Source organism: Mesorhizobium newzealandense (assembly GCF_042682145.1).
GTDB lineage: Bacteria > Pseudomonadota > Alphaproteobacteria > Rhizobiales > Rhizobiaceae > Mesorhizobium > Mesorhizobium newzealandense.
Genome location: NZ_JBHUGZ010000023.1, coordinates 40,925 through 67,108, shown reverse-complemented (window position 1 = coordinate 67,108; position 26,184 = coordinate 40,925). Strand labels below are relative to the sequence as shown.

The window sequence follows — 26,184 nt, the reverse complement described above, 5'->3', positions numbered from 1 at the left end:
CGGCTTAAAGGGCACATCACGCATCACCCAAATAGGATTTGATGGTTTCTATGAAACGCGGCACCGAGATCGGCTTGGATATATAGGCCTCGCAGCCACCCTGGCGGATGCGTTCCTCGTCGCCTTTCATCGCGAATGCAGTGACCGCGATGACCGGGATGACGTGCAGTTCGTCATCCTCCTTCAGCCATTTGGTCACCTCCAGCCCCGAAACTTCAGGCAGCTGGATATCCATCAGGATGAGATCAGGCCGGTGCAGGCGCGCCAGATCGAGCGCTTCCAAACCGTTGCGGGTGCGCACGGTCTCGTAACCGCTTGCTTCGATGAGGTCCCGAAAGAGCTTCATGTTGAGCTCATTGTCCTCGACGATCATGACCTTCTTCGGCATCGATATCCCGTCCCGACCGCCTTCCGCTCGAAGGCGACCGTAATGCGTCCAGCTCAAGACGCACCAAACCCTGCTTCACTTTACGGCAATATGATTGACGAAACGGAAATCCACCGTGCGAAAAGCCTGTCTGGGTTCCACCTCGGGCGCCGCACTAATGGCTTGCCGCAAGCATCTCTTGCCATTACTGCGGGAGAGACTCATTCCACACACCAAAGGTAGTGATGGCAAACGCAGCGTCAATGCGCGAAGAAGCGGAAAACATTGCCGTGAAGGCCCTGGGCTTCGTCGCCTCCGATCCGGAGCTGTTGCCGCGCTTTCTGGCGATCACCGGCATCGAGGCGCATTCGATCCGCAAGGCTGCCGGCGAACCGGGATTCCTGGCCGGCGTCCTGCAGTTCATTCTCGCCCACGAGCCGACGCTGATGCGCTTTGCCGAGGAAACCGGCACGCCGCCGGCCGCTGTCGGCAAGGCCTTGCGGGCGCTGCCGCTGGGCGACGACAACCATGAGCATTCCATATGAGCGATGATCCCGAAACCGCGCGCCAGATCGAGGAACTGGCGGCCGACGACCGTCCGCTGCTGGTGCTCGACGTCGACGACGTCGTGCTCGAATTCATCCGCCCCTTCCCGCATTTCCTCAAGGCGCGCGGTTTCGGCCTGACGCTGGCCTCGTTCCGCCTGACCGGCAACATCGCCGAGACGGCGAGCGGTCGCCTGATCGAACAGCCCGAAGTCACGGCACTTCTGGGCGATTTCTTTGACGCCCAAGCCGACTGGCAGAGCATCACCGACGGCGCCGCGGATGCCCTGGCGGGACTGGGCGATCGCGCCGAGATTATTCTGCTGACGGCCATGCCGCACAGGCATCGTGCCGTGCGGCGCGCTCACCTCGATGCTCTCGAGCTGAGCTACCCGCTTCTGACCACTGAAATGGCCAAGGGACCGGCGGTGGCTAGGCTTCGCGGCAAGACCGGCCGGCCGGTGGTCTTCGTCGACGACCAGCCTCACAATCTGGCGTCAGTGAGGGAATCGGTCGCCGACGCCAGTCTGTTCCATCTGATGGCCGACAATTCGCTGCGCGCTTTCCTGCCGCCGGTGCCGGACGACATCGTTGTCGTCGAGGATTGGCATGAAGCCGCGCCACTGATCGCGAGTGCGCTCGGATTGTAGAAACCAGCCCTCAAGGGTTCAGTTTCGCTCCCGCCCCGCTATCGGCCCCGCTGTCATCGTCCCCGCCCTCATCATCGACGCTGTCGTCCACGGCCGGATCGGCCGGCTTGACCATGACGCCGTTGACCATCACCGAACCGTCGGCCTTGGCGTTGACGACCCATTCGATGCGTCCATCTGGCAGCGTCTTGCCAAAGCCTTTCACCATGAGAGCGACAGGTACGTACTGCGCCACCTCCGGTTCCGACTTCGCCGCCGTCTGCAGGCCGTCGACAAGCTTGTCGAAGCCGGTGACATCGACCGTCACGCTTGCCTCCGGCTTTTCGCCAGGGAAAGTCATCTCACCTTCCAGAGAGATCTCCGTATCCTTGTTCTTCACGGTGCTGTGGCCGAGGACGACCTTCGGCGTCTTGGCCATGAAGTCGGCTTTGAGCTTGTCGCCGAAATCAGCGGACAGCGGCGGATCCTGATTGAGATCAAAGGCTTCGATCGCCTTCTTCGCCATACTGTCGAGATCGATGTTGGCGCCGCCGAAGTTCAGGTCGATGTCGGTGGGCAGCAGCGCCACGCTCCAGCTCGGCAGAAGCTGCTGCGGCACGGTCAGCCCCGATGCCTTGATGCCATAGGTGATCTTGCCGTTCTGGGCGACGCCGTCGGACCCGAACGCGGTGCTGAGCTGCGTCGCGCCGAAATTGCCGACCGGGCTTTCCACCGCGAAATCCTTGAAGCCGTAGGTTCCCTCGACATGTTCCCAAACCGGCAAGGCGGCAAGCAGAAGCGATTTGAGCTGCGCCTGGTTTGCCTTCAGCGTCGCCTCGTCTTCATTGGCCACCGCAAATGCCAGGAGATCGAGCAGCGGCTTGGTCCGCACGCCCGTGCCGCTGGCCTCGACCGACAGTTCCGGCGATTTGACGTTGACCGGGAATTTCAGCCCGCTTTCGGGATCGTCGAAATTGATCGACTCGACAAAGTTTGACACCTTTTGCGAGGTTGTGAAATCGACGCCGCCAGTCGCGGACTTGGTCGCAGCGATCGTCGCAGTGGCGGCCCCGGCGCTTGCTTCCACGTGCTGCTTGGCATCCTTCGATGCCATCGTCATGCCGGCCATCGAGCTGGTGCCGCTGGTGAAGGCCGCCAGATTGGGGTCGTAGACGCCTGAACCCTTGCCGTCCTTGATCGAAAACTGCGTGCTTTGCAGACCTTCGGGCCCGTTGAACTCGAAGGAGGCGCTCTGCGAAAAATCCATCGAGACATCCCAGGATCCGTCGCTGCGCGGCTTGACGATCAGGGCATAGGGCGCAACGTCGAATTTGAGCAGCTTCTGCTCGGGCAGTGACCCGACAAGCGCCTTGAAATCAAACACGATCTTGTAGGCATCGCCTTCGGCCGAGACCTTCAGGATGCCTTTGTCGAGCGCCTGTTTGCCGACATAGTGGGACAGGTCCTCCGACAATTGCTTCGCACCCTGGCCATCGACGGTCTGGCCGAAAGCAGGCGCGCTCAACGCAAGAAGGAAAACGAATGGCAGGGCACGGTTCACGTGAATTCTCCGTTTGACCTAATGCTGTCGCCCAAACGGGACCCCGGTTTGGGAGAACGACATGCAAAAAACAAAACCTAAGGCGCATGCGCTTTGGAAGGAACGCTTCATTCGTCTGGTATGAAATTACCGCTGCAACCGCAAGGTGAGATCAACAAAGATGCCGAGGCGGAAAAGCTCGTCATAGCACGAGCCGCATCAACGGCCGGCCTGCCTTGCGTTCCACAAGCCGCTCGAAACCGGCCTTCTCGAACACCCGCGACGAGCCGACGAACAACCCGATCGAACGCGAATCGCGGGACAGGTCGATCGGACAGGCTTCAACCATCCGGGCGCCGTTCTTGCGGGCGAAATCGATACCGCCTTCGACCAGGCGATGCGTGATGCCCCTGCCGCGCGCCTTGGTGCGGATGAAGAAACAGGAGATGGCCCACACAGTCGGATCCATGGCGTCGGCGGCATCGACGGGTGCCGACCCCCTACCCTGATTGTTCCATTCGGGCACGTCGGCGCGTGGTCCGATCTGCATCCAGCCAACCGCCTTGCCGTCTTCAAATGCCAGCAGGCCGGGCGGCGGGCCAGCTTCGATGCGCGCCTTGATGTGGTCCTTGTTGCGTTCGCGGCTGCTCTCGCGGCGCATCGCCGGCGCCAGCCGGAAATGCGTGCACCAGCAGCCGTAGCAGGCGCCCTGCTTGCCGAAGAGATCCTCGAAATCGGCCCAGAGTTCGGGTGCCAGTGGCGCTATGGTCGTGCTCATGCGTTCTCCCCAGGCCAGCCTTGTCGCTGGCCTTGCACTGTCGTACCATTGCATCTGTTCTCTTTATGTTCGCAGCGATGGCGGCCCCTGTCAACAATCCCGATCACGGTTTTTGCCGCGACTGCCTGACATTTCAGCGCAGCCAGACGCGCCGCTGCGAACGCTGCGGCAGTCCCCGGCTGGCGCGCCATCCCGAGCTCTACCGGCTGCATCTCGCCCATATCGATTGCGACGCCTTCTATGCGGCGATCGAAAAGCGCGACAATCCGGCGCTCAAGGACAAGCCGCTGATCATCGGCGGCGGCAAGCGTGGCGTCGTCTCCACCGCTTGCTACATTGCCCGCATCCAGGGCGTGCGCTCGGCAATGCCGATGTTCAAGGCGCTCGAAGCCTGTCCGGAGGCGGTCGTCATCAGCCCCAACATGGAAAAATATGTTCGCGTCGGCCGCGAGGTGCGCGCCATGATGCAGGCGTTGACGCCGCTGGTCGAGCCGCTGTCGATCGACGAGGCGTTTCTCGATCTCGCCGGCACCGAACGGCTGCACGGCCTGCCGCCGGCGGTGGTGCTGGCGCGCTTCGCGCTGGCGGTCGAGAAGGAGATCGGCATCACCGTTTCGGCTGGCCTGTCCTACTGCAAGTTCCTCGCCAAGATAGCGTCCGATTTCCGCAAGCCGCGCGGCTACTCGGTCATTGGCGAGGCCGAGGCGGCCAGCTTTCTGGCGGCGCAGCCGGTGACCATGATCTGGGGCGTCGGCAAGGCGTTCAACGCCACGCTGGAGCGCGACGGCATCCGCACCATCGGCCAGCTGCAGCAGATGGATCGTGGCGACCTCATGCGCCGTTACGGCACGATGGGCGACCGGCTCTACCGCCTTTCGCGCGGCGAAGACGTCCGCCGCGTCGATCCCGACCAGGATGCCAAGAGCGTATCGGCCGAAACCACCTTCGACACGGACATCGCTTCACTCGACGAGCTCGTCGCGGTGCTGCGGGGGCTTTCGGAGAAGGTCTCGGCACGGTTGAAGAAATCCGGCATCGCCGGGCGCACCGTGGTGCTGAAGCTGAAGACCCAGGATTTCAAGCTGCGCACGCGCAACCGCCAACTCGGCGACCCGACCCGGCTCGCCGATCGCATCTTCCAGACCGGGGTCGAGCTTCTGCGCAAGGAAACCGACGGCACGAAATATCGGCTGCTCGGCATCGGCGTCAGCGACCTCTCGGACGACGACAAGGCTGATCCGCCCGATCTGGTGGACGTTCAGTCGCGCAAACGAGCCATGGCCGAAGGTGCCATCGATGCCCTGCGCGACAAGTTCGGCCGCAAGGCTGTGGAAACCGGCTATACATTCGGCAAGGGCCGCGACGCCCACCCGCCGGAACCGCTTGAGGACTGAGCTGCATCGAGTGTATCGAGATCCGGATCAGGCCGAGCCGAGAGTGGTGGGTTTCGAGAAGCGGAGCGTACGTTCCGGTACGCGAGCACCGGAAGCGCAGAAATCCGCCGTTCGCAGGCCGGCATCATCTGAATATCAACACACCTGTCAGGTGCGCTGCAGATCGATCCTGCTCGTCACCACGCTTTTGCCGGTTTTCGGGTCGGTGTCGGTGACGGTCAGCCGCATGCCGTTCTCGCCCTTCTTCTCGACCGTCATCCGCGCCTTTCGATCTCCGTTGACCTCCTTGGCCCAGCCAATGCCGAGATTGATCGCGTTGCCGGAGCGGCTGCCATTCAGCTGTGCCGGCCCGGTGCGAGACCCGACATAGATGCCGTTGTACTTCGCACCCGTGACCTTCAGGTTGGCGCTGATAGCCCGCGTTACCAGGACGAGACCGCGGCAATTGCCATCCAGCGAGAGTGAGGTTGAGGTCGCATTCGATTTGAAGCTGCAGGATACACTAACGTTCGGCACATCGGTGGTTACCTGGACAGTGCCCTTGCCAGCGAAATCGCCATTGAACGACTGGAGAAACTTGGCCTCATCGGCATGTGCCGTGCCTGCTGCAAGCAACACACAGCCGGCAAGCGCAAACTGCGCGAATGGTTTCATGAAACTCTCCTTGTCAATGTTGGAAAGGCAGCTCCGCAAGGGCACGGCATAACATCGGGTACTCAACGCCCGTTGCCGTATCAGGTTCCGCCTCGACCATGACGTTTTGCAACCTCCAGCCGTTGCGACTGGCCCAGAAGAATGCAGCGGCTAGCGATTGCGGCAAGAGCCCCGGCCTGCGACATAGCGGGCATGGCACCCACCCCCTCCATCCCAAAGGCCGCGTTCTGGATGGCGCTGTCGATCGCCTCGTTCCTGGCGATGTCGGTCGCCGGCCGCGCCACGACGGCCGAGCTCAACGTCTTCCAGGTGCTGGAACTGCGCTCGGTGATCGGCTTTTTCATCCTTCTGCCGTTAGTGATGATGAGCGGCGGCTTTGCTGCGATGCGCACGCAGCGCCCCGTTGCCCACATCGCCCGCAACATCATCCATTATTCCGGCCAGGCGGCCTGGCTCTACGCGCTGACGCTGATCCCGCTGGCCGTGCTGATCTCGATCGAATTCACCACGCCGATCTGGACGGCGATCCTGGCGGTGACTTTTCTCGGCGAAAGACTTTCCCGGCCAAGGCTTGCTGCGATCGTGCTGGGGCTGATCGGCGTGGTGATCATCGTGCGCCCCGGCGTCGGCTCGGTCGATCCGGGACACCTCGTCGTGCTCGGTGCCGCCGTCTGTTTCGGCATATCGCTGGTGCTGGTCAAGTCGCTGACGCGCACGGACAGCGTCGTGCGCATCATCTTCTGGATGCTGATCATCCAATCGGCACTCGGCCTCATCCCGGCGCTCTATGAGTGGCGCAACCCGCCGCTGGAGCTGTGGCCATGGATCCTGCTGATCGCCTTCACCGGCATGTCGTCGCATTTCTGCATGGCCCGTGCGCTTGGCTATGCCGACGCCACCGTCATTTCGCCGATGGATTTCCTGCGCGTGCCGTTGTCGGCGCTGATCGGCTGGCTGCTCTATCAGGAGCAGATAGACGCCTTCACCGCATGCGGCGCGCTGCTGATCCTGATGGGCAATCTGCTCAATCTGCAGCGAAAAACGCCACAACCGGTAAAGATCGTCGCGTCCTAGACCATGGTCCGGTCTGGTAGAGATTGAGTCTACGAGAGTTTCGTGCCCTGATCTAACGTTGCTGCCTGTAGCTGGGGCGGCGGGATGAGACGCTCCTGGAGACAGAGAGCCAGCGTGAGATGGTGCAACGATGCCTCTTATGATCGTCGCTGTTTTGTTGATGTCGGCGCTGGTAGCCACCAGCAAAGCGGAAGCCGAAGCGGGAACACACCTTCTCGAGTCGGATAGCCCTATGGCTTCCTCCTATGGCCCGACGATCGTGGCCGACTATTCCGCGTCCATGGCGCATTATCGAACAAGCCTGCGCGCACATTCCGGGACCGGTGGCCTTGTCGGCGATTTCGTTTCCTCGTTGCGCATTCCCTGGACTTGGCGTTCCGACGACGGAAGCACGGTTCGGCGCCTGGGTAATAGTTTGTTCCTGCTTACCGAGGGCGATTGCCTGAGCCGAATGTGCCGCGAGATCCCTTGCAAACAGACGGAGTGGCCCGTGTTCGACTGCCGCGATGGTCACAAGCGGAAGATGGCGGCTCCCGGCCTGACGGGCATCAGCTTCGACGGCATCAACTACAGCCAGATAGGTGGCCCGCAGTTTTGAGCGGGTTAACCTCGGTATTCCGGCGGGACGGGTCTCCAGCCCGTCAATTGCCGTCGTCGGGTATGTTGAGGAGGTGGCCGCAGGCCTTGCAATGGACAGCGTCGGGCTCGTGCCGCTGCAGCCCGCATTGCGGACAGGGAAAGAATACCTTGGAGGGGCGGAAGAGCGCCTGCGCCAGCCTGACAAACAGCGAAATGCCGACGATCATGGTGGCGATCGCGGTCAGCTTGCCTGCGATCCCGGGCAGGACGATGTCACCAAAGCCGGTCGTGGTCACGGTGGCGACGGTGAAATAGAGGGCGTCGATATAGTTTTCGAGCCCCGTCCCGGTTCGGAAGAAGAAGGTGTAGACGAAGCCGGTGATGACGAACAGGAAGGTCAACAGGTTGATGACCGCCTGGCTTGCCTCGCGCCATTTCTTGACGCCGCGCATCTCGAAATGCCGCCACAGCGATCCGCTGCGCGACAGCGACCACAGTCGCAGGATGCGCAGGAAACCGAGGCTCGCCAGCGCCGTCGGCATCAGCAGCGTCAGCAGGATGAAGGCATCGATCCACGATGTCGGCTGTTTCATCAGCCGCAGCATGTCGTTGGAGGCCAGCAGCCGGGCAATCATGTCGGCGGCGACCAGCGCCGCCACCGCATAGTCGAGCCAGAGGAATGACGGCTTGTCTTGAAGAACCGGCGTCGCGATGAAGAAAGCAATGATCGCGAGGTCGATGACAACAGATACCAGTTGGAACCGGAAAGCCGCCGGGGTGCGTCCGTGATAGAGCTTGCGCAGTTTGTCGCGCAACCGCGCCATTGCTGAACTGTCTGGCAACCCGTCCTTGTCCGCCGCTTTCATGACGATTGCGGTGGCGTTCGCGGCAAGAGCCGCGCGGCGGACTGCCGCCGGCCCGCAAGAGCGGGGTTCACACCAGCTCCACTTCGACCACGCCCGGCACGGCACGCATCGCCGAGGCGATCTGCGGTGAGATCCGGTAGCGATTGGGCAGCTCGATCTCGATTTCCCCCTCGCCATCTTCCTTGATCAGCACGAAGCTGACCTGGCCTTCGCCCCTGACCGCAAGCTGGCCGGCCAGCGTGCCGATCGGCGCCGCATTGCGCACGAAAATACGCAGTGCCTTCTGGATGCGGCTTGCCTCGTCCTCCAGCGACTGCACCGTCTGGATGCGCAGATTGACGCCTTCCGGCCTGTCCTCGGCCGCGACGGTGATGACGACGGAACGGCCGGGCTCGAGCAGGTCGCGATACTGCGCCAGTCCTTCGGAAAACAGCACCGCTTCATACTGGCCGGATGTATCGGAAAAGGCGACGACGCCCATCTTGTTGCCGGTGCGCGTCTTGCGCTCCTGCTTGGTGGTGACCGTGCCGGCGAGCCGGCCGGCAGCCGCACCGCGTTTGACGGCTGCCGAAAACTCGGCCCAGCTCTGCACCCGCATCTTCTGCAGCGCCGCCTTGTACTCATCGAGCGGATGGGCGGAGAGATAGAAGCCGACCACCTGGAATTCACGGTGCAGCCGGTCGGCGGCGAGCCATGGATCCGTCGCCGGCAGATTGAGCGCCTGCGACTGGGCGCCGAGCGAGGCGCCGAAGATATCGTGCTGGCCGGAGACCGCGTTCTGCTGCGCCAGCGACGCCAGCCCCATCATCCGCTCCACCCCTGCCATCATCGAAGCGCGGTCATGGCCGAAACAGTCGAGAGCGCCAGCCATGATCAGGCTTTCGAAGACACGCTTGCCGACAATCTTGGGATCGACCCGCTCGCAGAAATCGGCGAGGTTCTTGAATGGCTTTTCGCCACGCTGGGCAACGATGTGCTCGACCGCTGCGTCGCCGACGCCTTTTAGGGCGGCCAGCGAATAGTAGATGCGGTTCTCACCGACCTCGAAGGGACGAAAGCTCGATATAACCGACGGCGCCAGAACCTCGATGCCGAGGCGCAGCGCATCCTGGCGGAAATCGGCAAGCTTGTCGGTGTTGCCCATGTCGAGCGTCATCGACGCCGCCAGGAACTCGACCGGATAATGCGCCTTGAGATAGGCAGTCTGGTAGGAGACCACCGCGTAGGCAGCGGCGTGCGACTTGTTGAAGCCATAGTCGGCGAACTTGGCCAGCAGGTCGAAAATGAAGTCGGCTTGCGGCTTGGCGACGCCGCGTTCGACCGCGCCCGAGACGAAGCGCTCGCGCTGCTTGTCCATCTCGGCGCGGATCTTCTTGCCCATGGCGCGGCGCAAAAGATCTGCTTCGCCGAGCGAATAGCCGGCAAGCTCCTGCGCGATCTGCATCACCTGTTCCTGGTAGACGATGACGCCCTGCGTCTCCTTCACCAGATGGTCGATCTTGGGATGGATCGACGCCATCTCCTCCTCGCCATGCTTTCTGGCATTGTAGGTCGGGATGTTCTCCATCGGCCCCGGCCGGTAGAGCGCCACCAGCGCGATGATGTCCTCGATGCAGTCGGGCCGCATGCCGATCAGCGCCTTGCGCATGCCTGCACTTTCCACCTGGAACACGCCGACCACTTCGCCGCGTGACAGCATGGCGTAAGTTTCGGGGTCGTCGAGCGGGATCGTCGCCAGGTCGATCTCGATGCCGCGGCGGCGGATCAGTTTGACCGCGGTTTCGAGCACGGTCAGCGTCTTCAAGCCGAGGAAGTCGAACTTCACCAGCCCGGCCTGCTCGACATATTTCATGTTGAACTGGGTGACCGGCATGTCCGAGCGCGGATCGCGGTACATCGGCACCAGCTCCGACAGCGGCCGGTCGCCTATCACGATGCCCGCGGCGTGTGTTGAAGCGTGGCGGTAGAGGCCCTCCAGTTTCTGCGCCATGTCGAGCAGCGTCTGGACGATCGGCTCCTTCTCGGCCTCTTCGGCAAAGCGCGGCTCGTTGGCGATGGCGTCGGCGAGCTTGACCGGATTGGCCGGGTTCTGGGGCACCATCTTGGAGAGCTTGTCGACCTGGCCGTAGGGCATCTGCAGCACGCGGCCGACGTCACGCAGCACGGCGCGCGCCTGCAGCGTCCCGAAGGTGATGATCTGGCCGACCTGGTCGCGACCGTATTTCTTCTGGACGTAGCGGATCACCTCCTCGCGGCGATCCTGGCAGAAGTCGATGTCGAAGTCGGGCATCGATACGCGGTCGGGGTTGAGGAAGCGCTCGAACAGCAAGGAGAATCGCAGCGGGTCGATGTCGGTGATGGTCGTCGAATAGGCGACCAGGGAGCCTGCGCCCGAACCGCGGCCCGGCCCGACCGGAATGCCTTGAGCCTTGGCCCATTTGATGAAGTCGGCAACGATCAGGAAGTAGCCGGGAAACTTCATCTTGGTGATGATGCCGAGCTCGAAATTCAACCGCTCGCGATATTGCTCGACCGTGTAGCCTGATGTCGGGCCGTGCGCGGCCAGCCGCGCGTCGAGCCCCTCATGCGCCTGGCGGGCCAGTTCGTCGGCTTCCGCCTGCACGGCGGCGTCATTGTCGGCGACGTCGCCGCCGGTGAAGCGCGGCAGGATCGGATTGCGGTTCTTCGGGTAGTAGGAACAGCGCAGCGCGATCTCGACCGTGTTGTCGATCGCTTCCGGCAGGTCGGCGAACAGCCTGGCCATATCGGCCTGGCTGCGCAGGAAATTGTCCGGCGACAGCCGGCGGCGGTTGTCGGCGGCAACGACCGAGCCCTCGGCGATGGCGATCAGCGCGTCATGCGCGTCATAATCGTCGCGCGCCGAGAAGAACGCCTCGTTGGTGGCGACCAGCGGCAATTGATGGGCATAGGCGAGATCGATCGACGATTTCTCGATCATTCGATCATAACCGGAAACCCGGTCCAGCTCGACATAGAGCCGGTCGCCGAACATCGTCTTGAGGGTCAAAAGCCGTGCCTCGGCCAGATCGCGGCGATCTTCCTTGAGCGCAATGCCGATCGGTCCGCGCGGCCCGCCACTGAGGCAGATCAGCCCGTCACAAAAACCTTCCATCATTTCGGTGGTCAGGTGCACCGCCTCGCCGGGCGGTGTTTCGAGGTAGACACGGCTGACCAGCCTGACCAGATTGGAATAGCCGGCTTCGGTCGCCGCGATCAGGACGACCGGCCGCATATCCGGACCTTGCCGCCGGCGGTCGCGCTGGCCATCGCTGTTCTCGCCGGAAAAGGCGAGCGCGATCTGGCAGCCGATGATGGGCTGGATGCCGTCCTTCACCGCCTTCTGCGCGAATTCCAGCGCGCCGAACAGATTGTTGGTGTCGGTGACGGCAATCGCCGGGGCTTCATCCTTGACCGCATGAGCCACCACCTTGCCGATCTGCAAGGCGCCTTCCAGCAGCGAATAGGCCGAATGCACGCGCAGATGTACGAAAGGCCGTGTCGGCATCTCCGGCCGCGCGGCCGCGATCGCGGCTTCGCGCTTCAGGGGATCGCGTGGAAGTTTTTCGTCGGCCATAATGCTGCGTGAAGGTCCTGAGTCGATGGAGATGTATTGTCCGGGACCCGGCGATGCCAGTCCAGCAGAAACGACCGCCGACCACAGGCTTGCCGTGCCCTGCCTAGCTCGCCTTACGCAAACTCCATGATCACCGCATCCACTGCCAGGCTGTCGCCCGGCTTGGCGTTGAGTTTCGACACGACGAGATCGCGTTCGGCACGCAGCACGTTTTCCATCTTCATCGCCTCGACCACGGCCAGCGTTTCACCGGCCTTGACCTCCTGCCCCTCGGCAACGGCAATCGACACGACCAGGCCGGGCATCGGACACAGCAGCAGTTTCGACGTGTCCGGCGCCACCTTCTCCGGCATCAGCCTTTCAAGTTCGGCGATGCGCGGCAGCATGGCGCGCGCGGTCACCGACATGCCCTTCCAGGCGATGCGAAAGCCATTGGCAACCGGCCTCACCTGAGCGGCGACCTTGCGCTGACCGACCGAACCGCGCCAGATCAGATCGCCCGGCCGCCAGTCGGATGAAACGGTCAGCGCCGTGCCACCCTCGATCGACAGATCGATCTCCATCGGAATGGAAATCATGCCTTCGAGGATGGACGCCGACAGATAGTCTTCGCCGATCTTCACCACCCAGTCGCGCTTCAGCGCTCCCGAATGCGGTGCCAGGCGTCCGCCCAGCCGGTCGAGCCTGTCCCTGCGCAGCAATTCCACCGCGGTGGCAATCGATGCCAGCACGGCTTTCTCATCGTCGTTCGGCACGATAGGCGCGAAGCCGTCGGGGTATTCCTCCGCAATGAAACCGGTCGATATCAGCCCTTCGCGCCAGCGCGGATGCTGCATCAGGGCGGCGAGGAACGGAATGTTATGCTCGATGCCGTCGACGACGAAACTGTCGAGCGCTTCCGACATGGCGTCGATGGCTGCCAGTCGCGTTGGCGCCCAGGTGCACAGCTTGGCGAGCATCGGATCGTAGAACATCGAAATCTCGGAGCCTTCGGTGACGCCAGTGTCGTTGCGGATGACGACGTCGCCGAATTGTCCTTCCTCAGGTGGCCGGTAGCGCGTCAGCCGGCCGATCGAGGGCAGGAAATTGCGGTACGGGTCTTCGGCATACAGCCGGCTTTCCACCGCCCAGCCGTTCAGCTTGATATCACTTTGCTTCAAGGCGAGCTTTTCGCCGGCGGCGACGCGGATCATCTGCTCGACCAGGTCGATACCCGTGACGAGCTCCGTCACCGGGTGCTCGACCTGCAATCGTGTATTCATTTCAAGGAAATAGAAGTTCTTGTCCTTGTCGACGATGAACTCGACCGTGCCGGCGCTCTGATAGTCGACAGCCCTGGCCAGCGCCACGGACTGCTCGCCCATGGCCTTGCGTGTCCTGGCGTCGAGGAACGGCGATGGCGCCTCTTCGGCGACCTTCTGGTTGCGGCGCTGGATCGAGCATTCGCGTTCGCCGAGATAGAGCGCATTGCCATGTGCGTCGGCCAGCACCTGGATTTCGATATGGCGCGGATCGACGACGAACTTTTCGATGAAGACGCGGTCGTCGCCGAACGAACTCTTGGCTTCCGAGCGCGCCCGGTCGAAACCGTCGCGCACTTCTGACTGGCTCGAGGCGATGCGCATGCCCTTGCCGCCGCCGCCGGCCGAGGCCTTGATCATCACGGGATAGCCGATCTCGCCGGCGATCTTTTCGGCATGGTCGGCATTCTCGATGACGCCGAGCCAGCCGGGCACCGTGGAAACCTTGGCGGCATTGGCAAACTTCTTCGATTCGATCTTGTCGCCCATCGCCCTGATCGCCCGGGGTTTCGGGCCGATGAAGACGATGCCTTCCGCTTCCAGCGCCTCGCAGAAGGCCGCCCGCTCGGACAGGAAGCCGTAGCCGGGATGCACGGCCTGCGCACCCGTCTCCTTGCAGGCGGCGATGATCTTTTCAGGCACGAGATAGCTCTGCGCGGCCGGCGACGGCCCGATATGCACCGCCTTATCGGCCATTTCGACATGCACGGCATCGCGATCGGCATCGGAATAGACGGCAACCGTGGCGATGCCCATCTTGCGCGCCGTCCTGATGACACGGCAGGCAATCTCGCCGCGATTGGCGATCAGGATCTTGGTGAACATGCGGAATGTCATCCCTCGGGTCGGCCGTTCCTTTTATGGCCTGTGTCGGCGCGGTCAAGCCGGCCGGGTCAATCGCGACCTTTCAATCGATTTGGGATTAAAATTCTCCGTATTGGCCCAGGCCTGGAACCAGCTAGCTGTTGATCGCCAAGACAAAACCTGAAAGCTTGCGAAAAAATCGCCTTTGGAGGAATTGCCTGATGAAAACCCGCGCCGCAGTCGCTGTCGCCGCCGGAAAGCCGCTGGAGATCATGGAGGTTGACCTCGACGGTCCGCGCGACGGCGAGGTGCTGGTCGAGATCAAGGCGACCGGCATCTGCCACACCGACGAGTTCACGCTGTCGGGCGCCGATCCAGAGGGCCTGTTTCCGGCCATCCTCGGCCATGAGGGCGCCGGCGTTGTCGTCGATGTCGGCAAGGGCGTCACTTCGGTCAAGAAGGGCGACCACGTCATCCCGCTCTATACGCCGGAATGCCGGCAGTGCCCGTCCTGCCTGTCGAGGAAGACCAATCTGTGCACGGCGATCCGCGCCACGCAGGGCCAGGGCCTGATGCCCGATGGTTCGTCGCGCTTCTCGATCGGCAAGGACAAGATCTTTCACTATATGGGCTGTTCGACCTTCTCCAACTTCACCGTGCTGCCCGAGATCGCGCTGGCCAAGGTCAATCCCGACGCGCCCTTCGACAAGATCTGCTACATCGGCTGCGGCGTCACCACCGGCATCGGTGCGGTCATCAACACGGCCAAGGTCGAGCAAGGCGCGACCGCCGTCGTGTTCGGCCTCGGCGGCATCGGCCTCAACGTCATCCAGGGCCTGAAGCTTGCCGGCGCCGACATGATTATCGGCGTCGACTTGAACAACGACAAGAAGGCCTGGGGCGAGAAGTTCGGCATGACGCATTTCGTCAATCCGAAGGAGATCGACGGCGATGTCGTGCCGCACCTCGTCAACATGACCAAGCGTGGCGCCGACCAGATCGGCGGCGCCGATTACACCTTCGACTGCACCGGTAGCACCAAGGTGATGCGGCAGGCGCTGGAAGCCTCGCATCGCGGCTGGGGCAAGTCGGTCGTCATCGGCGTCGCCGGCGCCGGCCAGGAGATCTCGACGCGGCCGTTCCAGCTGGTCACCGGCCGCACCTGGATGGGCACCGCCTTTGGCGGCGCGCGCGGCCGCACCGACGTGCCGAAGATCGTCGACTGGTACATGGACGGCAAGATCCAGATCGACCCGATGATCACCCACACGCTGAAGCTCGAGGACATCAACAAGGGCTTCGACCTCATGCATGAGGGCAAGTCGATCCGAAGCGTCGTCGTTTACTGAGGAGAAGAAAAGCCGCCGACCGAAGGGCCAGCGGCTGAAGTTGCACAGGGTTCAACAAGGGAGGAATAAGATGCCGGAAAAACTGCATCCGAAGATCGACAATGGGCTGCCCAGGGAAAGCGCAAGCTTTGCCGGCGGCACGCTGGTCTGTGCCTGCACCAGCAAGCCGGTGAAGGTGAAGGTCAAGGGCCAGATCGCCCACAACCATGCCTGCGGCTGCACCAAATGCTGGAAGCCGGAGGGCGCGGTGTTCTCGGTCGTTGCCGTGGCCGGCACCGGCGACGTCACCGTCACCGAGAACGGCGACAAGCTCAAAGTAGTCGACCCCAGCGCGCTGATCCAGCGTCATGCCTGCACCGGCTGCGGCGTCCACATGCACGGGCCGGTCGAGCGTGATCATGCCTTCAAGGGCCTCACCTTCATCCACCCCGAGCGTTTCGTCGAGGATGGCTGGTCGCCTCCGGGCTTCACCGCCTTCGTCTCGTCGATCATCGAATCCGGTGTCGATCCGAAGCGGATGGACGGCATCCGCGCGCAGTTGAAGTCAATCGGGCTGGAACCCTATGACTGCCTCAATCCCGGCCTGATGGACTATATCGCCACCTGGACGGCGAAGAAGTCCGGCGCCTTGCCGGCGTAACAGCCGATCGGATCATATCCATGGGGCCGGACGAAATCGCCCGGCCCCATGGACATTGGAACCCACGATGCCCGCACCGTCAATTCTCGTCGACGCCGATGCCTGCCCGGTCAAGGCCGAGGTCGAAAAGGTCGCCGAGCGCCACGGCGTCGTCGTCACCTACGTCTCCAATGGCGGCCTGCGGCCATCGCGCGACCCGATGATCCGCAACGTCGTGGTGTCAAAGGGCGCCGACGCCGCCGACGACTGGATCGTCGACAATGCGCGCGCCAACGACATCGTGATCACATCAGACATTCCGCTCGCCGCCCGTGCGGTGGCGCTCGGTGCCCATGTGCTCGGCCCGACCGGGCGCCCGTTCACGCCGGAAACGATCGGCATGGCGGTGGCGATGCGCGACCTCAAGCAGCATCTGCGCGAGACTGGCGAAAGCAAGGGCTACAATGCCAGCTTCGCACCGCAGGACCGTTCGCGGTTTCTCGGCGAACTCGACCGCATCTTGCGGCGCGCCCTCAAATCCGCCACACCGCAGTAGGAACCGAGCGCCATACAAGGTTGGAACCGCCATGGCTGCCGAAACCCCGACGAAGAACCCCATGCAGCGCCACATGCTGTTCGCGATGTCGTTCGGCTTCGGCGTTGTGGCACTTGTCGTGGCGTTGCTGCTGCACGCCTCGCTCGCCTATTCGATTGGCGCCAACGCATTCTTTGCCGCCTACGTCATCCTTGTCGTCGCCCAGATGCCAAAATTCACCGGCAGGTATCTGAGTAAGAATGCGCGCGCCACCGACCAGCCGGTGCTGGTCATCTTCGCGGTGACGCTTGTCGTCGTCGGCGTTGCCACCTTCTCGTTGTTTCAACTGATCAACCAGAAAGACAGCGCTCACCCTGTCGAGCTTGGATTCGCGCTTTTGTCGATCCCGCTCGGCTGGTTCACCATCCATGCCATGGCAGCGCTCCATTACGCCCATGTCTACTGGATGGACGGCGATGCGGTCGACGCCGAAACCAAGAAGAAAATCCCGGTCGGCGGGCTGCTGTTCCCGGGCGACAAGCGGCCGGAAGGCTGGGATTTCCTCTACTTCTCGACAGTCATCGGCATGACCGCGCAGACCGCCGACACCAACATCTCGACAACGCATATGCGTTGTGTCGTGCTTGTCCATTCGATCCTGTCGTTCTTCTTCAACACGGTCATCGTCGCCGCGGCCGTCAATCTCGCCGTCAGCCTGGGCAGCCCATAATAATTCCGTGATCGGATGAAACATCGGTTTGGTTGGCGACGTATCAGGAGGACAATGAACGCGCAGGCCACGCCGCGAGGCCGGGAGACGAGACAAGATGGAATCGGTTGCCAGAAGCCAATCCGCCGCCGGACCAGATGCGCCCGCTTCGAATGATACAACGCTGATCTATCGGCAGTCGCGCTGGACGCGGCTGACGCACTGGATCTGGGCCATCTCGCTGTTCTTCATGCTGCTTTCCGGCCTGCAGATTTTCAACGCCCGCCCACAGCTCTACATCGGCAAGCAGTCGGGCTTCGACTACAACAACACCATCTTTGCCATTGGCGCCGAAAACACCGACGCCGGCACGCGCGGCTACACCGAAATCTTCGGGCATCGCTTCGACACCACAGGCGTGCTCGGCTGGTCCGGTCCGGCCGGCAACGAAACAGCGCGCGGCTTCCCGTCCTGGGCGACCATCCCGTCCTACTATGACCTCGGCACAGCCCGCGTCATCCATTTCTTCTTTGCCTGGATACTGACCACGACCTTGATCGTCTGGCTGGTCGCCAGCGCTGTGAACGGCCATCTGCGCCGCGATCTGGCACCGCGCCTCGACGATCTCAAGCGCCTGCCGCAAGACATCATCGACCACGCGAAGCTCAAATTCCACCACACGCGGGAATACAACACGCTGCAGAAGATGGCCTATGGCGGCGTGCTGTTCGTGCTGCTGCCGCTGATGATCATCACCGGCCTGGCGATGTCGCCCAGCATGAACTCGGTGCTGCCGTTCCTCAACGATCTGCTCGGCGGCCGGCAGACGGCGCGCACCATCCATTTCACCGTCATGGTGCTGCTGGTCGCCTTCTTCGTCGTCCACATCCTGATGATCCTCGCCGCCGGCCCGATCAACGAACTGCGCTCGATCATCACCGGCTGGTACCGCACCGATCCTCCCACACAGGGTGATAATTCCACCGAGAGGAGTGCGTGACATGGCCAAGTTCGAGATCAGCCGCCGGAAATTCCTGACGGGTGCCAGCCTTGGCGCTTCCGGCATCATGCTGTCGGGCTGCGACGCTTTCGACAGCCAGCTTAGCGTTGGCGGCGGCCTGCGCAGCTTCCTCGAAAACGCCAATGGCCTGACATACCGGGCGCAACGCCTGCTTGCCGGACGCGATGCGCTGGCGCCGGAATTCACCGAGGCCGACATCCGCCAGCCGCAGCGGCCGAACGGCGTCACGGCGCCTGACGACGACGTCTACAAGGGTCTTCTCGCCAACAATTTCGCCGACTGGCGGCTGGAGGTTTCGGGTCTTGTCGAAAAGCCGCTGTCGCTCAGCCGCGAGCAATTGATGAACATGCCGAGCCGCACCCAGATCACCCGCCACGACTGCGTCGAAGGCTGGAGTTGCATCGCCAAATGGACCGGCACGCCGTTGTCGCTGGTGCTCGACCAGGCGGTCGTCAAGCCGCAGGCCCGCTACGTCATGTTCCATTGTCTCGACACGATCGACCGCAGCCTCTCCGGCGACATCAAATATTACGGCACGATCGACCTGATCGACGCCCGCCACCCGCAGACGATCCTCGCCTATGGCCTGAACGGCAAGCCGCTGCCGGTCGAGAACGGCGCGCCGCTGCGTGTCCGCGTCGAGCGTCAGCTCGGCTACAAGATGCCGAAATATCTCTACAAGATCGAGCTGGTCGACGGCTTCGCCAATGTCGGCGGCGGCAGGGGCGGCTATTGGGAAGACAATGGCTACGACTGGTACGGCGGAATCTGAACCGCACAGCAAAATGATGATCGGCCCGGGGGCGTAGCGAGCGCCGCCGCCCGGTTCAAGCAACCTTGTCGAGCAGCGGCTTGAGCGCTGGATGGATTTCCGGCGAGGCGTGCTTGATCAGGGTCAGCAGAGCGCGTTCGTTCTCGTACAGCGGCCTGTCCGCCCCGATGTGTTCGATCAGCCAGCTGGCTTCGCCGGCATCGATCGTCTCGGCGCGGCGAGCCAGGGCCTCGGCCGCCCTGTTCTTGGCTTCCCACTCGGCCTCGATGTCGTCGGGGGACCGATAGGCCTCCATGATGCCGGCGAGGCCACCGGAGACCATGCGGCTGAAGAAACCGCCGATTTCCGGATCGGCTTGTTCGAGGAAGGCATCACGGCGCAGCGCCACATCGCGTGTCGGCGCCTCGTAGCCGGCCGAGCACATGACGAAATTGGCAATCGCCTTGACGAACAGATGGTTCCAGGACGGATCGTTGTTGGCCTGGGCTGTCCGCTCATTGATCTTGAACAGGACCTCGGCCTCGGCACGGGTGATGGCGATGTTGCCGTCACCGCCATGGGCGTGCAGGATCCGGCGCAGCAGCTCGACCTCCGCCTTGGCGATCAGGCCGGGAACCAGCGCACCGCCAAGCATCAGCGGCCCCTTGCCGTCGATGACGGCGTGGGCGACCTGCTCCAGCGCATAGACGCAAAGCTGGCTCGGTGATGATCTCGCCTCTTCCAGCACATGGACCAGCAGTTCGAGTTCGGTGCGGCTGTCGACCATGCCGTCACGCGAGATCGTGCGGATCAGCCAGTCGGCATTGTCCTGCGAGATGTAGCCCGACGGCATTTCCTGGTGGACGATGTAGTCGGTGACCGCTTCGACGAAGAAGCCCGGCCATTCCTGGCACTTGTCCTTCGCCGTGGCGTCGAGCGCGAACAGCGCCTCGGCCTCGCCGCGCGTCACCACGCCATCGCCGAACACTTCATGGCGCAACATGGCCACGTCTTCCCCAGTGATGCGGCTTTTCGAGGTCAGCCCTGCCACCGGCGCACTCATGATCAATTCGCCCATTTGTCGTCCCCGTCCGCTGCCGGCAAGCGCCGGCGCAAAGCCTCATGGCTGCCAACATATCAGCAGTGTCTCCGGCAAACGGCGTGGTTAGCGAAGACTTGTCAGCAATACGTCGCAGGCAGGTGACAATGTGTCGTCGACGGGCTATGGATGACGAGTCGAGGGCTCTTGCGAGTCCTACCTGTTTGCGGGAGAGAGCAGCGAAAGCTGCCGCCGAAGGGGAAATCGCCCGAAATCTCTCAGGCAAAAGAACCGTAGACGGGAAAGACACTCTGGAAAGTCGGGGCTTGCCCCCGCGCCGAAGGTGTAAGCGCCGCTGACAGAGTTCCGGTTGCGCGAGTCTCTCAGGCTTCAGACAGAGGGGCACGGACTGGTCGCCATTCGCGGCCGATTGCGTGCGACTCTGGAGATGACATGACGGGCGACGACACCAAACACCTTCCCCTGGAAGATATCCACGTAGCCGCCGGCGCGCGCTTTGGCGCCTTTGCCGGCTGGTCGATGCCGCTGACCTATCCGGCCGGCGTCATGAAGGAGCATCTTCACACCCGCGAGCATGCCGGCCTGTTCGACATCTCGCATATGAAACTGTTCGAGGTCAGCGGGCGCGAAGCGGTTGCGCTGCTCAACCGCGCCTGTCCCCTGGATGCCGGCGCTCTCGAAATCTCGCAATCCAAACTGTCCTTCTTCCTCAATGAAGCAGGCGGCATTCTGGACGACCTGATCGTCACCAGGCTGGGCGACCAGCGCTTCATGGTGGTCGCCAACGCAGGCAACGCCGTGGCCGACGAAAAGCATTTGCGTGCGCTTGCCGCGGAATTCGACGCCAGGGTCGAGCCGCTCGATCGCGTCTTCCTTGCCATCCAGGGCCCTGAAGCCTGGGCAGCCCTTTCCCGCGCCGGCATCGAGACCGGCTCACTGCTGTTCATGCATGGGGTCGAGCCACGGCAGAACTGGTTCATGAGCCGCTCCGGCTACACCGGCGAGGACGGTTTCGAGATCGGCCTGCCAGAGGCCGATGCGCGCGACCTCGTCGCGAAATTGCTCGGCGATGAGCGCGTGCTGTGGATCGGCCTTGCCGCTCGCGACAGCCTCCGACTGGAGGCTGGGCTGTGCCTGCACGGCCAGGACATCACGCCGGAGACCGACCCGGCCAGCGCCGGACTGATGTGGGCGATCCCGAAAGATATCCGCGCCTCCGGCGCTTTCATCGGCGCCGACGCCCTGCGCGCCGCCGTGGAACGGGGACCCGCGCAAAAGCGGGCCGGGTTGAAGCCGGAGGGCCGCCAGCCGGTACGCGCCGGCGCCGCGCTCTTCGATGCCGACGGCAATCCCGCCGGTCATGTCACCTCAGGCGGCTTCGGCCCCTCGGCCGGCCATCCGGTCGCCATGGGTTATGTCGCAACGCCGCTGGCAAAGCCCGGTACACGGGTTTTCGCCGATGTGCGCGGCACGAAAATCCCAGTCGATATCAGCTCCCTGCCCTTCACACCGCATCGCTACCGCAAAGGATAATCTTCATGGCAAAAACCTATTTCACCGAAGATCACGAATGGCTCCGCGTCGAGGGCGGCATCGCCACGGTCGGCATCACCGACTACGCGCAGGAGCAGCTTGGCGATCTCGTCTTCGTCGAACTACCCGAAACCGGAAAGAAGCTCGCCAAGGGCGATACCGCCGTGGTGGTCGAGTCCGTCAAGGCGGCGTCCGACGTCTACGCGCCGGTCGACGGCGAAATCACCGAGGCCAACGGCACGCTGTCGTCGGATCCGTCGCTGGTCAACTCGGCGGCAACCGGCGCCGGTTGGCTGTGGAAGATGAAGCTGGCCAATGAGAGCCAGTTGGAAGGCCTCATGGATGAGGCCGCTTACCTGGCCCACATCGGCTGATAGCAGGACCAAAAAAGATGACCGCAGCACCCACCCCCTTCTCGGCCCGCCACATTGGCCCCGGCCTCAACGATGTCAGAGCCATGCTGGCCGTTATCGGCGTTCCCTCGGTTGAGACACTGATCAGCCAGGCCGTGCCGAGATCGATCCGCCTCGACTTGCCGCTGAACCTGCCCGCACCGGCCAGCGAAGCTGAAGCCCTGGCCGAGTTGTCAGCGACGATGGCAAAGAACACGGTGCTGAAGAGCTTCATTGGCGCCGGCTATCACGGCGTCGACGTGCCGCCGGTCATCCAGCGCAATCTGTTCGAGAACCCGGCCTGGTACACGGCCTACACGCCCTACCAGGCCGAGATCAGCCAGGGCCGGCTCGAAATGCTGTTCAATTTCCAGACCTTGGTCGCAGAACTGACCGGTCTGCCGGTGGCCTCGGCCTCGCTGCTCGATGAAGCCACCGCCGTCGCGGAGGCGGTGGGCATTGCGCTGCGGCACCATCGCGACAAGCGCACCAAGGTGGCGCTTGCCGGCACGCCGCATCCGCAGACGCTGGATGTCGTGCGCACCCGCGCAGAACCGCTCGACATCGAGATCGACGGCGAGACGATCGACGACAACACCGCCGCCCTGCTCGTCTCCTGGCCAGACACGTTCGGCGTCTATGGCGACCACAAGGCGGCGATCGAGAAGGCTCGCGCCACCGGCGCGCTGGTCATCTTCATTGCCGATCCGCTCGGCCTGACACTGACCGACGCACCGGCCAAGCTTGGCGCCGACATCGCCGTCGGCCCGATGCAGCGCTTCGGCGTGCCGATGGGCTTTGGCGGCCCGCACGCCGCCTATTGCGCCGTCTCCGACAAACTGACCCGGCTGATGCCCGGCCGCCTCGTCGGCCAATCGACCGACAGCAAGGGCCGCCCGGGCTATCGTCTAGCGCTGCAGACGCGCGAGCAGCACATCCGCCGCGACAAGGCCACCTCCAACATCTGCACCGCCCAGGCCCTGCTCGCCAACATGGCAACAGCCTATGCCATCTGGCATGGCCCCGCCGGGCTGCAGGCGATCGCCGGGCGCATCCACGCGCTGGCCAACCGCCTGGCCGCCGGCCTCGAGGCATCAGGCGTTTCGGTGCTCGGTGCCAGCCGCTTCGACACGGTGACGGCGGAGGTCAAGGGCAAGGCCGCGGCAATCGCATCTGCCGCTGAAAAGACCGGCCGGCTGTTGCGCATCATCGACGCCGACCATGTCGCCGTCTGTTTCGACGAGACCTCGACCGATGCCGATGTGGACGCGATCGCCGCGCTGTTTGGCGCCAAGGCTGGGACCGCCGCTGCCAGCACCGTGCCTGGCAGGCCGCGTGGCAAGGAGTTCCTCACTCAACCCGTCTTCCACGAGAACCACTCGGAAACCGAGATGATGCGCTTCCTGCGCAGGCTGGCCGACAAGGACCTGGCGCTCGACCGCGCCATGATCCCGCTCGGATCCTGCACCATGAAGCTCAACGCCGCCGCCGAGATGATGCCGGTCAGTTGGCCAAGCATTGCTAATCTCCATCCCTTCGCACCTGCCGCGCATTCAGTCGGCTATCGCGCCATGATCGGCGAACTGGAAGGATGGCTGTCGGAGATCACCGGCTTCGACGCCGTCACCTTGCAGCCCAACGCAGGCAGCCAGGGCGAATATGCCGGCCTGCTTGCCATTCGCGGCTACCACCGCTCGCGTGGCGAAAGCCATCGCACCGTCTGCCTGATCCCGTCCTCGGCGCATGGCACCAATCCGGCCAGTGCGGCGATGGCGGGCATGAGCGTCGTCGTCGTGCGCTGCAGCGAGGATGGCAATATCGACATGGACGATATGAGGGCCAAAGCCAATGAGCATTCCAAAAATCTCGCGGCGCTGATGTTCACCTATCCCTCGACGCATGGCGTCTACGAGGAAGGCGCGCGCCACCTCTGCGCCCTCATTCACGAGCATGGCGGCCAGGTCTATTTCGACGGCGCCAACCTCAACGCCCTGGTCGGTCTCGCCCGCCCCGGCGATATCGGCGCCGACGTCTGCCACATGAACCTGCACAAGACCTTCTGCATCCCGCATGGCGGCGGCGGCCCGGGCGTCGGCCCGATCGGCGTCAAGGCGCATCTGCAGCCGTATCTGCCGGGCCACGTCACCGAAGGCTCGGGCCATGCGGTGTCGGCCGCCCCTTTCGGCAGCGCCTCGATCCTGCCGATCACCTGGATGTACATCCGCATGATGGGCGCTTCCGGCCTGAAGCAGGCTACGGAAACCGCCATCATCTCGGCCAACTATGTGGCGACGCGGCTCGCGCCGCACTTCCCGCTTCTCTACAAGGGCAGGCACGATCGCATCGCGCATGAATGCATCCTCGACACCCGCGTGCTCAAGGACAGCGCCGGCATCAGCGTCGACGACATCGCCAAGCGGCTGATCGACTATGGTTTCCATGCGCCGACCATGTCGTTCCCCGTCGCCGGCACGCTGATGGTGGAGCCGACCGAGTCCGAGCCCAAGCGCGAACTCGACCGTTTTTGCGAGGCGATGATCGCCATCGCGGGCGAGGCCGCCAAGGTGGCCAAGGGCGAATGGCCCTTGGCCGACAACCCGCTGGTCAATGCACCGCACACAGCCGCCGAGGCACTGGCCGGCCAGTGGAGCCATCCCTATTCGCGGCTGGAGGCGGCCTACCCCGCCGGTGACGCCGACACATCAGCCAAATACTGGCCGCCGGTGTCGCGCATCGACAATGTTGCCGGCGACCGCAACTTGGTCTGTTCCTGCCCGCCGCTGTCGGACTATCTGGGCGCGGCGGAATAATTACGCTGAGCGCAAGGCCGGCTTGACCGGTTCGGTCTTGCCCGTCCTTTTGCGGCTGATGACACAATTTCGCCCGGCGCGCTTGGCGGCATAGAGCGCTGTGTCGGCCTCGGCCAGCACGTCATCGAGGCTGCGGCCGTCGGCCTCGCCAAAGCCGATGCCGCCGCTGACCGTGCTGCGCAACGGACCGATCTGGGTGGCAACGATTTCGGTGCCGAAGGCGACGCCGATCTTGCTGGCGAGATCGTAGGCTCTTTCATCCGTCATCCGCGATATGACGACGGCGAATTCCTCGCCGCCGAGGCGAAAGGCGTCGACGCCGGTCCTGGCATATTTCTTGATGACCGCGGCGAAGCGGCACAGGACCTGGTCGCCGACCGGGTGACCGTAGACGTCGTTCGTCCGCTTGAAGTGGTCGAGGTCGAACATGACGACGGACATGAATGGACCGAAACTCCGTTCGCCATAGAGCGATTTCAGCGCCCGACGGTTCATCAACCCCGTCAGCGGGTCGGTCATGGTCTCGGCCTTCAGCTCGATCTGCGCCTGCAGATGATGGAGGGAGAGCGTCAACGCGCCGAGCCCGGTCATGCAGGCCACCGCCACCACGGAATTCAGCCGTTCGGCCCAGTTGTCGGGTGCGGCCGCGAGCACCCACTGCCCCCTGCCCAGCAGAACCATACCACAGAGCGCAAACGACACCGCACAGGTGCCGCTTAGAAATGAAACCACCAGCAGGATCCGGCGGTCATGGCTGCCGTTGATCCAGAACATCGCGCCGATCGCCGACAGCAGCGCCGTTACCGTCGCGTAGGTGATGATGAAGCCGACACCATCAAGGCCGATGAAGGTCACGGCCGCACAGATCGCCATGGCGGCAAGGGTCGGTGCAAAGGCACGTCGATAGCCGGGCACGCCGAGATATTGCATGGCCGACAGGCAGATGATCAGGAACCCCAGGCTGAGCAGCACAAGCACGATCTGGCAGAGCAATGGATCGGGCTCCTTGGTGTATCGCCAGAACAGGATCACATGCGCGACGAGCACCAGAATGCCGCACGCCACGGTCAGGACGAAGCCCGCCTTGGGCGCGGTGCACCAGATCGCGAACATGGTTGCGCTGAGGCAGATCCCCGACAGCGCGGCCGCGAGCAGGAGCGAACTGAAGTCCAGCATGTCAGGCGAGAGCCTCTCGAGCGTCGGTGGGTGCGCTGCATTCTAGGTCAGCGGCAGCCCTCGGATACGGTTTTCGGCCGACCTTTCGACGCAACCTGCGGAT

The 26,184-nt window shown here is 63.3% G+C and carries 23 protein-coding genes and 1 riboswitch; of the genes, 14 read left to right on the top strand and 9 right to left on the bottom strand.

What is annotated here, in order from left to right; genetic code table 11:
* Positions 1 to 16: 16 nt before the first annotated feature.
* A complete protein-coding gene (locus tag ACFSOZ_RS30060; protein WP_281035958.1) occupies positions 17 to 373 on the bottom strand; it encodes a response regulator in 357 nt (118 codons plus the stop codon).
* A gap of 239 nt (positions 374 to 612) precedes the next feature.
* Here ACFSOZ_RS30060 and ACFSOZ_RS30055 point away from each other — a divergent pair, with 239 nt between their 5' ends.
* Positions 613 to 912 carry a DUF3572 domain-containing protein gene (locus ACFSOZ_RS30055; protein ID WP_111546380.1) on the top strand — a complete coding sequence of 100 codons (300 nt, stop codon included), beginning with the start codon at positions 613 to 615 and terminating at the stop codon, positions 910 to 912.
* Positions 909 to 1,562 carry a hypothetical protein gene (locus tag ACFSOZ_RS30050; RefSeq protein ID WP_379104079.1) on the top strand — a complete coding sequence of 218 codons (654 nt, stop codon included), beginning with the start codon at positions 909 to 911 and terminating at the stop codon, positions 1,560 to 1,562. Before ACFSOZ_RS30055 ends, ACFSOZ_RS30050 begins: the two co-directional genes overlap by 4 nt.
* Positions 1,563 to 1,572: 10 nt before the next feature.
* Here ACFSOZ_RS30050 and ACFSOZ_RS30045 read toward each other — a convergent pair whose 3' ends face one another.
* Together ACFSOZ_RS30045 and ACFSOZ_RS30040 are read right to left on the bottom strand one after the other, a co-directional pair.
* Positions 1,573 to 3,102 carry a hypothetical protein gene (locus ACFSOZ_RS30045; RefSeq protein ID WP_379104076.1) on the bottom strand — a complete coding sequence of 510 codons (1,530 nt, stop codon included), beginning with the start codon at positions 3,100 to 3,102 and terminating at the stop codon, positions 1,573 to 1,575.
* Between the two features lie 181 nt (positions 3,103 to 3,283).
* On the bottom strand, positions 3,284 to 3,859 hold the full coding sequence (locus tag ACFSOZ_RS30040) for a GNAT family N-acetyltransferase (protein ID WP_379104074.1): 576 nt from the start codon (positions 3,857 to 3,859) through the stop codon (positions 3,284 to 3,286).
* 65 nt (positions 3,860 to 3,924) lie between these two features.
* Here ACFSOZ_RS30040 and ACFSOZ_RS30035 point away from each other — a divergent pair, with 65 nt between their 5' ends.
* Positions 3,925 to 5,253 carry a DNA polymerase IV gene (locus tag ACFSOZ_RS30035; RefSeq protein ID WP_379104073.1) on the top strand — a complete coding sequence of 443 codons (1,329 nt, stop codon included), beginning with the start codon at positions 3,925 to 3,927 and terminating at the stop codon, positions 5,251 to 5,253.
* A gap of 147 nt (positions 5,254 to 5,400) precedes the next feature.
* Here the strand turns inward: ACFSOZ_RS30035 and ACFSOZ_RS30030 are convergent, their stop codons facing one another.
* The gene (locus ACFSOZ_RS30030) at positions 5,401 to 5,907 is read right to left on the bottom strand and encodes a hypothetical protein (protein WP_379104071.1); all 507 of its coding nucleotides are present in this window, start codon (positions 5,905 to 5,907) and stop codon (positions 5,401 to 5,403) included.
* Between the two features lie 192 nt (positions 5,908 to 6,099).
* Here ACFSOZ_RS30030 and ACFSOZ_RS30025 point away from each other — a divergent pair, with 192 nt between their 5' ends.
* Positions 6,100 to 6,981 (top strand): DMT family transporter, encoded by an 882-nt coding sequence (locus ACFSOZ_RS30025; RefSeq protein WP_379104070.1) that lies wholly within the window; start codon positions 6,100 to 6,102, stop codon positions 6,979 to 6,981.
* A 139-nt stretch (positions 6,982 to 7,120) separates the two neighbouring features.
* Positions 7,121 to 7,579, top strand: coding sequence for a hypothetical protein (locus tag ACFSOZ_RS30020; RefSeq protein ID WP_379104068.1), 459 nt, complete (start codon positions 7,121 to 7,123; stop codon positions 7,577 to 7,579).
* Between the two features lie 43 nt (positions 7,580 to 7,622).
* On the opposite strand, the gene ACFSOZ_RS30015 is transcribed toward ACFSOZ_RS30020, so the two are convergent.
* The 3 genes from ACFSOZ_RS30015 to ACFSOZ_RS30005 form a co-directional block, all read right to left on the bottom strand.
* The gene (locus ACFSOZ_RS30015) at positions 7,623 to 8,426 is read right to left on the bottom strand and encodes a potassium channel family protein (protein WP_379104066.1); all 804 of its coding nucleotides are present in this window, start codon (positions 8,424 to 8,426) and stop codon (positions 7,623 to 7,625) included.
* 67 nt (positions 8,427 to 8,493) lie between these two features.
* On the bottom strand, positions 8,494 to 12,021 hold the full coding sequence (gene dnaE / locus ACFSOZ_RS30010) for a DNA polymerase III subunit alpha (protein ID WP_379104065.1): 3,528 nt from the start codon (positions 12,019 to 12,021) through the stop codon (positions 8,494 to 8,496).
* A 113-nt stretch (positions 12,022 to 12,134) separates the two neighbouring features.
* A complete protein-coding gene (locus ACFSOZ_RS30005) occupies positions 12,135 to 14,147 on the bottom strand; it encodes an acetyl-CoA carboxylase biotin carboxylase subunit (RefSeq protein ID WP_379104063.1) in 2,013 nt (670 codons plus the stop codon).
* Positions 14,148 to 14,347: 200 nt separating this feature from the next.
* Here ACFSOZ_RS30005 and ACFSOZ_RS30000 point away from each other — a divergent pair, with 200 nt between their 5' ends.
* From ACFSOZ_RS30000 to ACFSOZ_RS29975, 6 genes are all read left to right on the top strand, one after another.
* On the top strand, positions 14,348 to 15,475 hold the full coding sequence (locus tag ACFSOZ_RS30000) for an S-(hydroxymethyl)glutathione dehydrogenase/class III alcohol dehydrogenase (protein ID WP_379104062.1): 1,128 nt from the start codon (positions 14,348 to 14,350) through the stop codon (positions 15,473 to 15,475).
* Between the two features lie 70 nt (positions 15,476 to 15,545).
* A complete protein-coding gene (gene gfa / locus ACFSOZ_RS29995; protein ID WP_379104059.1) occupies positions 15,546 to 16,115 on the top strand; it encodes an S-(hydroxymethyl)glutathione synthase in 570 nt (189 codons plus the stop codon).
* A gap of 67 nt (positions 16,116 to 16,182) precedes the next feature.
* Entirely contained in the window at positions 16,183 to 16,650 is a 468-nt protein-coding gene (locus ACFSOZ_RS29990; RefSeq protein WP_379104057.1) for a YaiI/YqxD family protein, read from the top strand.
* Between the two features lie 31 nt (positions 16,651 to 16,681).
* On the top strand, positions 16,682 to 17,359 hold the full coding sequence (locus tag ACFSOZ_RS29985) for a DUF1345 domain-containing protein (protein ID WP_379104055.1): 678 nt from the start codon (positions 16,682 to 16,684) through the stop codon (positions 17,357 to 17,359).
* 97 nt (positions 17,360 to 17,456) lie between these two features.
* Positions 17,457 to 18,338: a cytochrome b/b6 domain-containing protein gene (locus ACFSOZ_RS29980; RefSeq protein WP_379104054.1), complete on the top strand. Its 882-nt coding sequence runs from the start codon at positions 17,457 to 17,459 to the stop codon at positions 18,336 to 18,338.
* A 1-nt stretch (position 18,339) separates the two neighbouring features.
* Entirely contained in the window at positions 18,340 to 19,131 is a 792-nt protein-coding gene (locus ACFSOZ_RS29975) for a molybdopterin-binding protein (protein ID WP_379104051.1), read from the top strand.
* Between the two features lie 55 nt (positions 19,132 to 19,186).
* Here the strand turns inward: ACFSOZ_RS29975 and ACFSOZ_RS29970 are convergent, their stop codons facing one another.
* On the bottom strand, positions 19,187 to 20,188 hold the full coding sequence (locus ACFSOZ_RS29970) for a hypothetical protein (protein WP_379104049.1): 1,002 nt from the start codon (positions 20,186 to 20,188) through the stop codon (positions 19,187 to 19,189).
* 178 nt (positions 20,189 to 20,366) lie between these two features.
* Positions 20,367 to 20,453: riboswitch (glycine riboswitch) on the top strand.
* A 149-nt stretch (positions 20,454 to 20,602) separates the two neighbouring features.
* Here ACFSOZ_RS29970 and gcvT point away from each other — a divergent pair.
* The 3 genes from gcvT to gcvP are packed head-to-tail and all read left to right on the top strand — an operon-like array spanning position 20,603 to position 24,905.
* Positions 20,603 to 21,703 (top strand): glycine cleavage system aminomethyltransferase GcvT, encoded by a 1,101-nt coding sequence (gene gcvT / locus ACFSOZ_RS29965; RefSeq protein ID WP_379104046.1) that lies wholly within the window; start codon positions 20,603 to 20,605, stop codon positions 21,701 to 21,703.
* A gap of 5 nt (positions 21,704 to 21,708) precedes the next feature.
* Positions 21,709 to 22,077: a glycine cleavage system protein GcvH gene (gcvH, locus tag ACFSOZ_RS29960; protein WP_379104044.1), complete on the top strand. Its 369-nt coding sequence runs from the start codon at positions 21,709 to 21,711 to the stop codon at positions 22,075 to 22,077.
* A 17-nt stretch (positions 22,078 to 22,094) separates the two neighbouring features.
* Entirely contained in the window at positions 22,095 to 24,905 is a 2,811-nt protein-coding gene (gene gcvP, locus ACFSOZ_RS29955) for an aminomethyl-transferring glycine dehydrogenase (protein ID WP_379104042.1), read from the top strand.
* On the opposite strand, the gene ACFSOZ_RS29950 is transcribed toward gcvP, so the two are convergent.
* A complete protein-coding gene (locus ACFSOZ_RS29950) occupies positions 24,906 to 26,081 on the bottom strand; it encodes a GGDEF domain-containing protein (RefSeq protein WP_379104040.1) in 1,176 nt (391 codons plus the stop codon).
* Positions 26,082 to 26,184 lie beyond the last annotated feature (103 nt).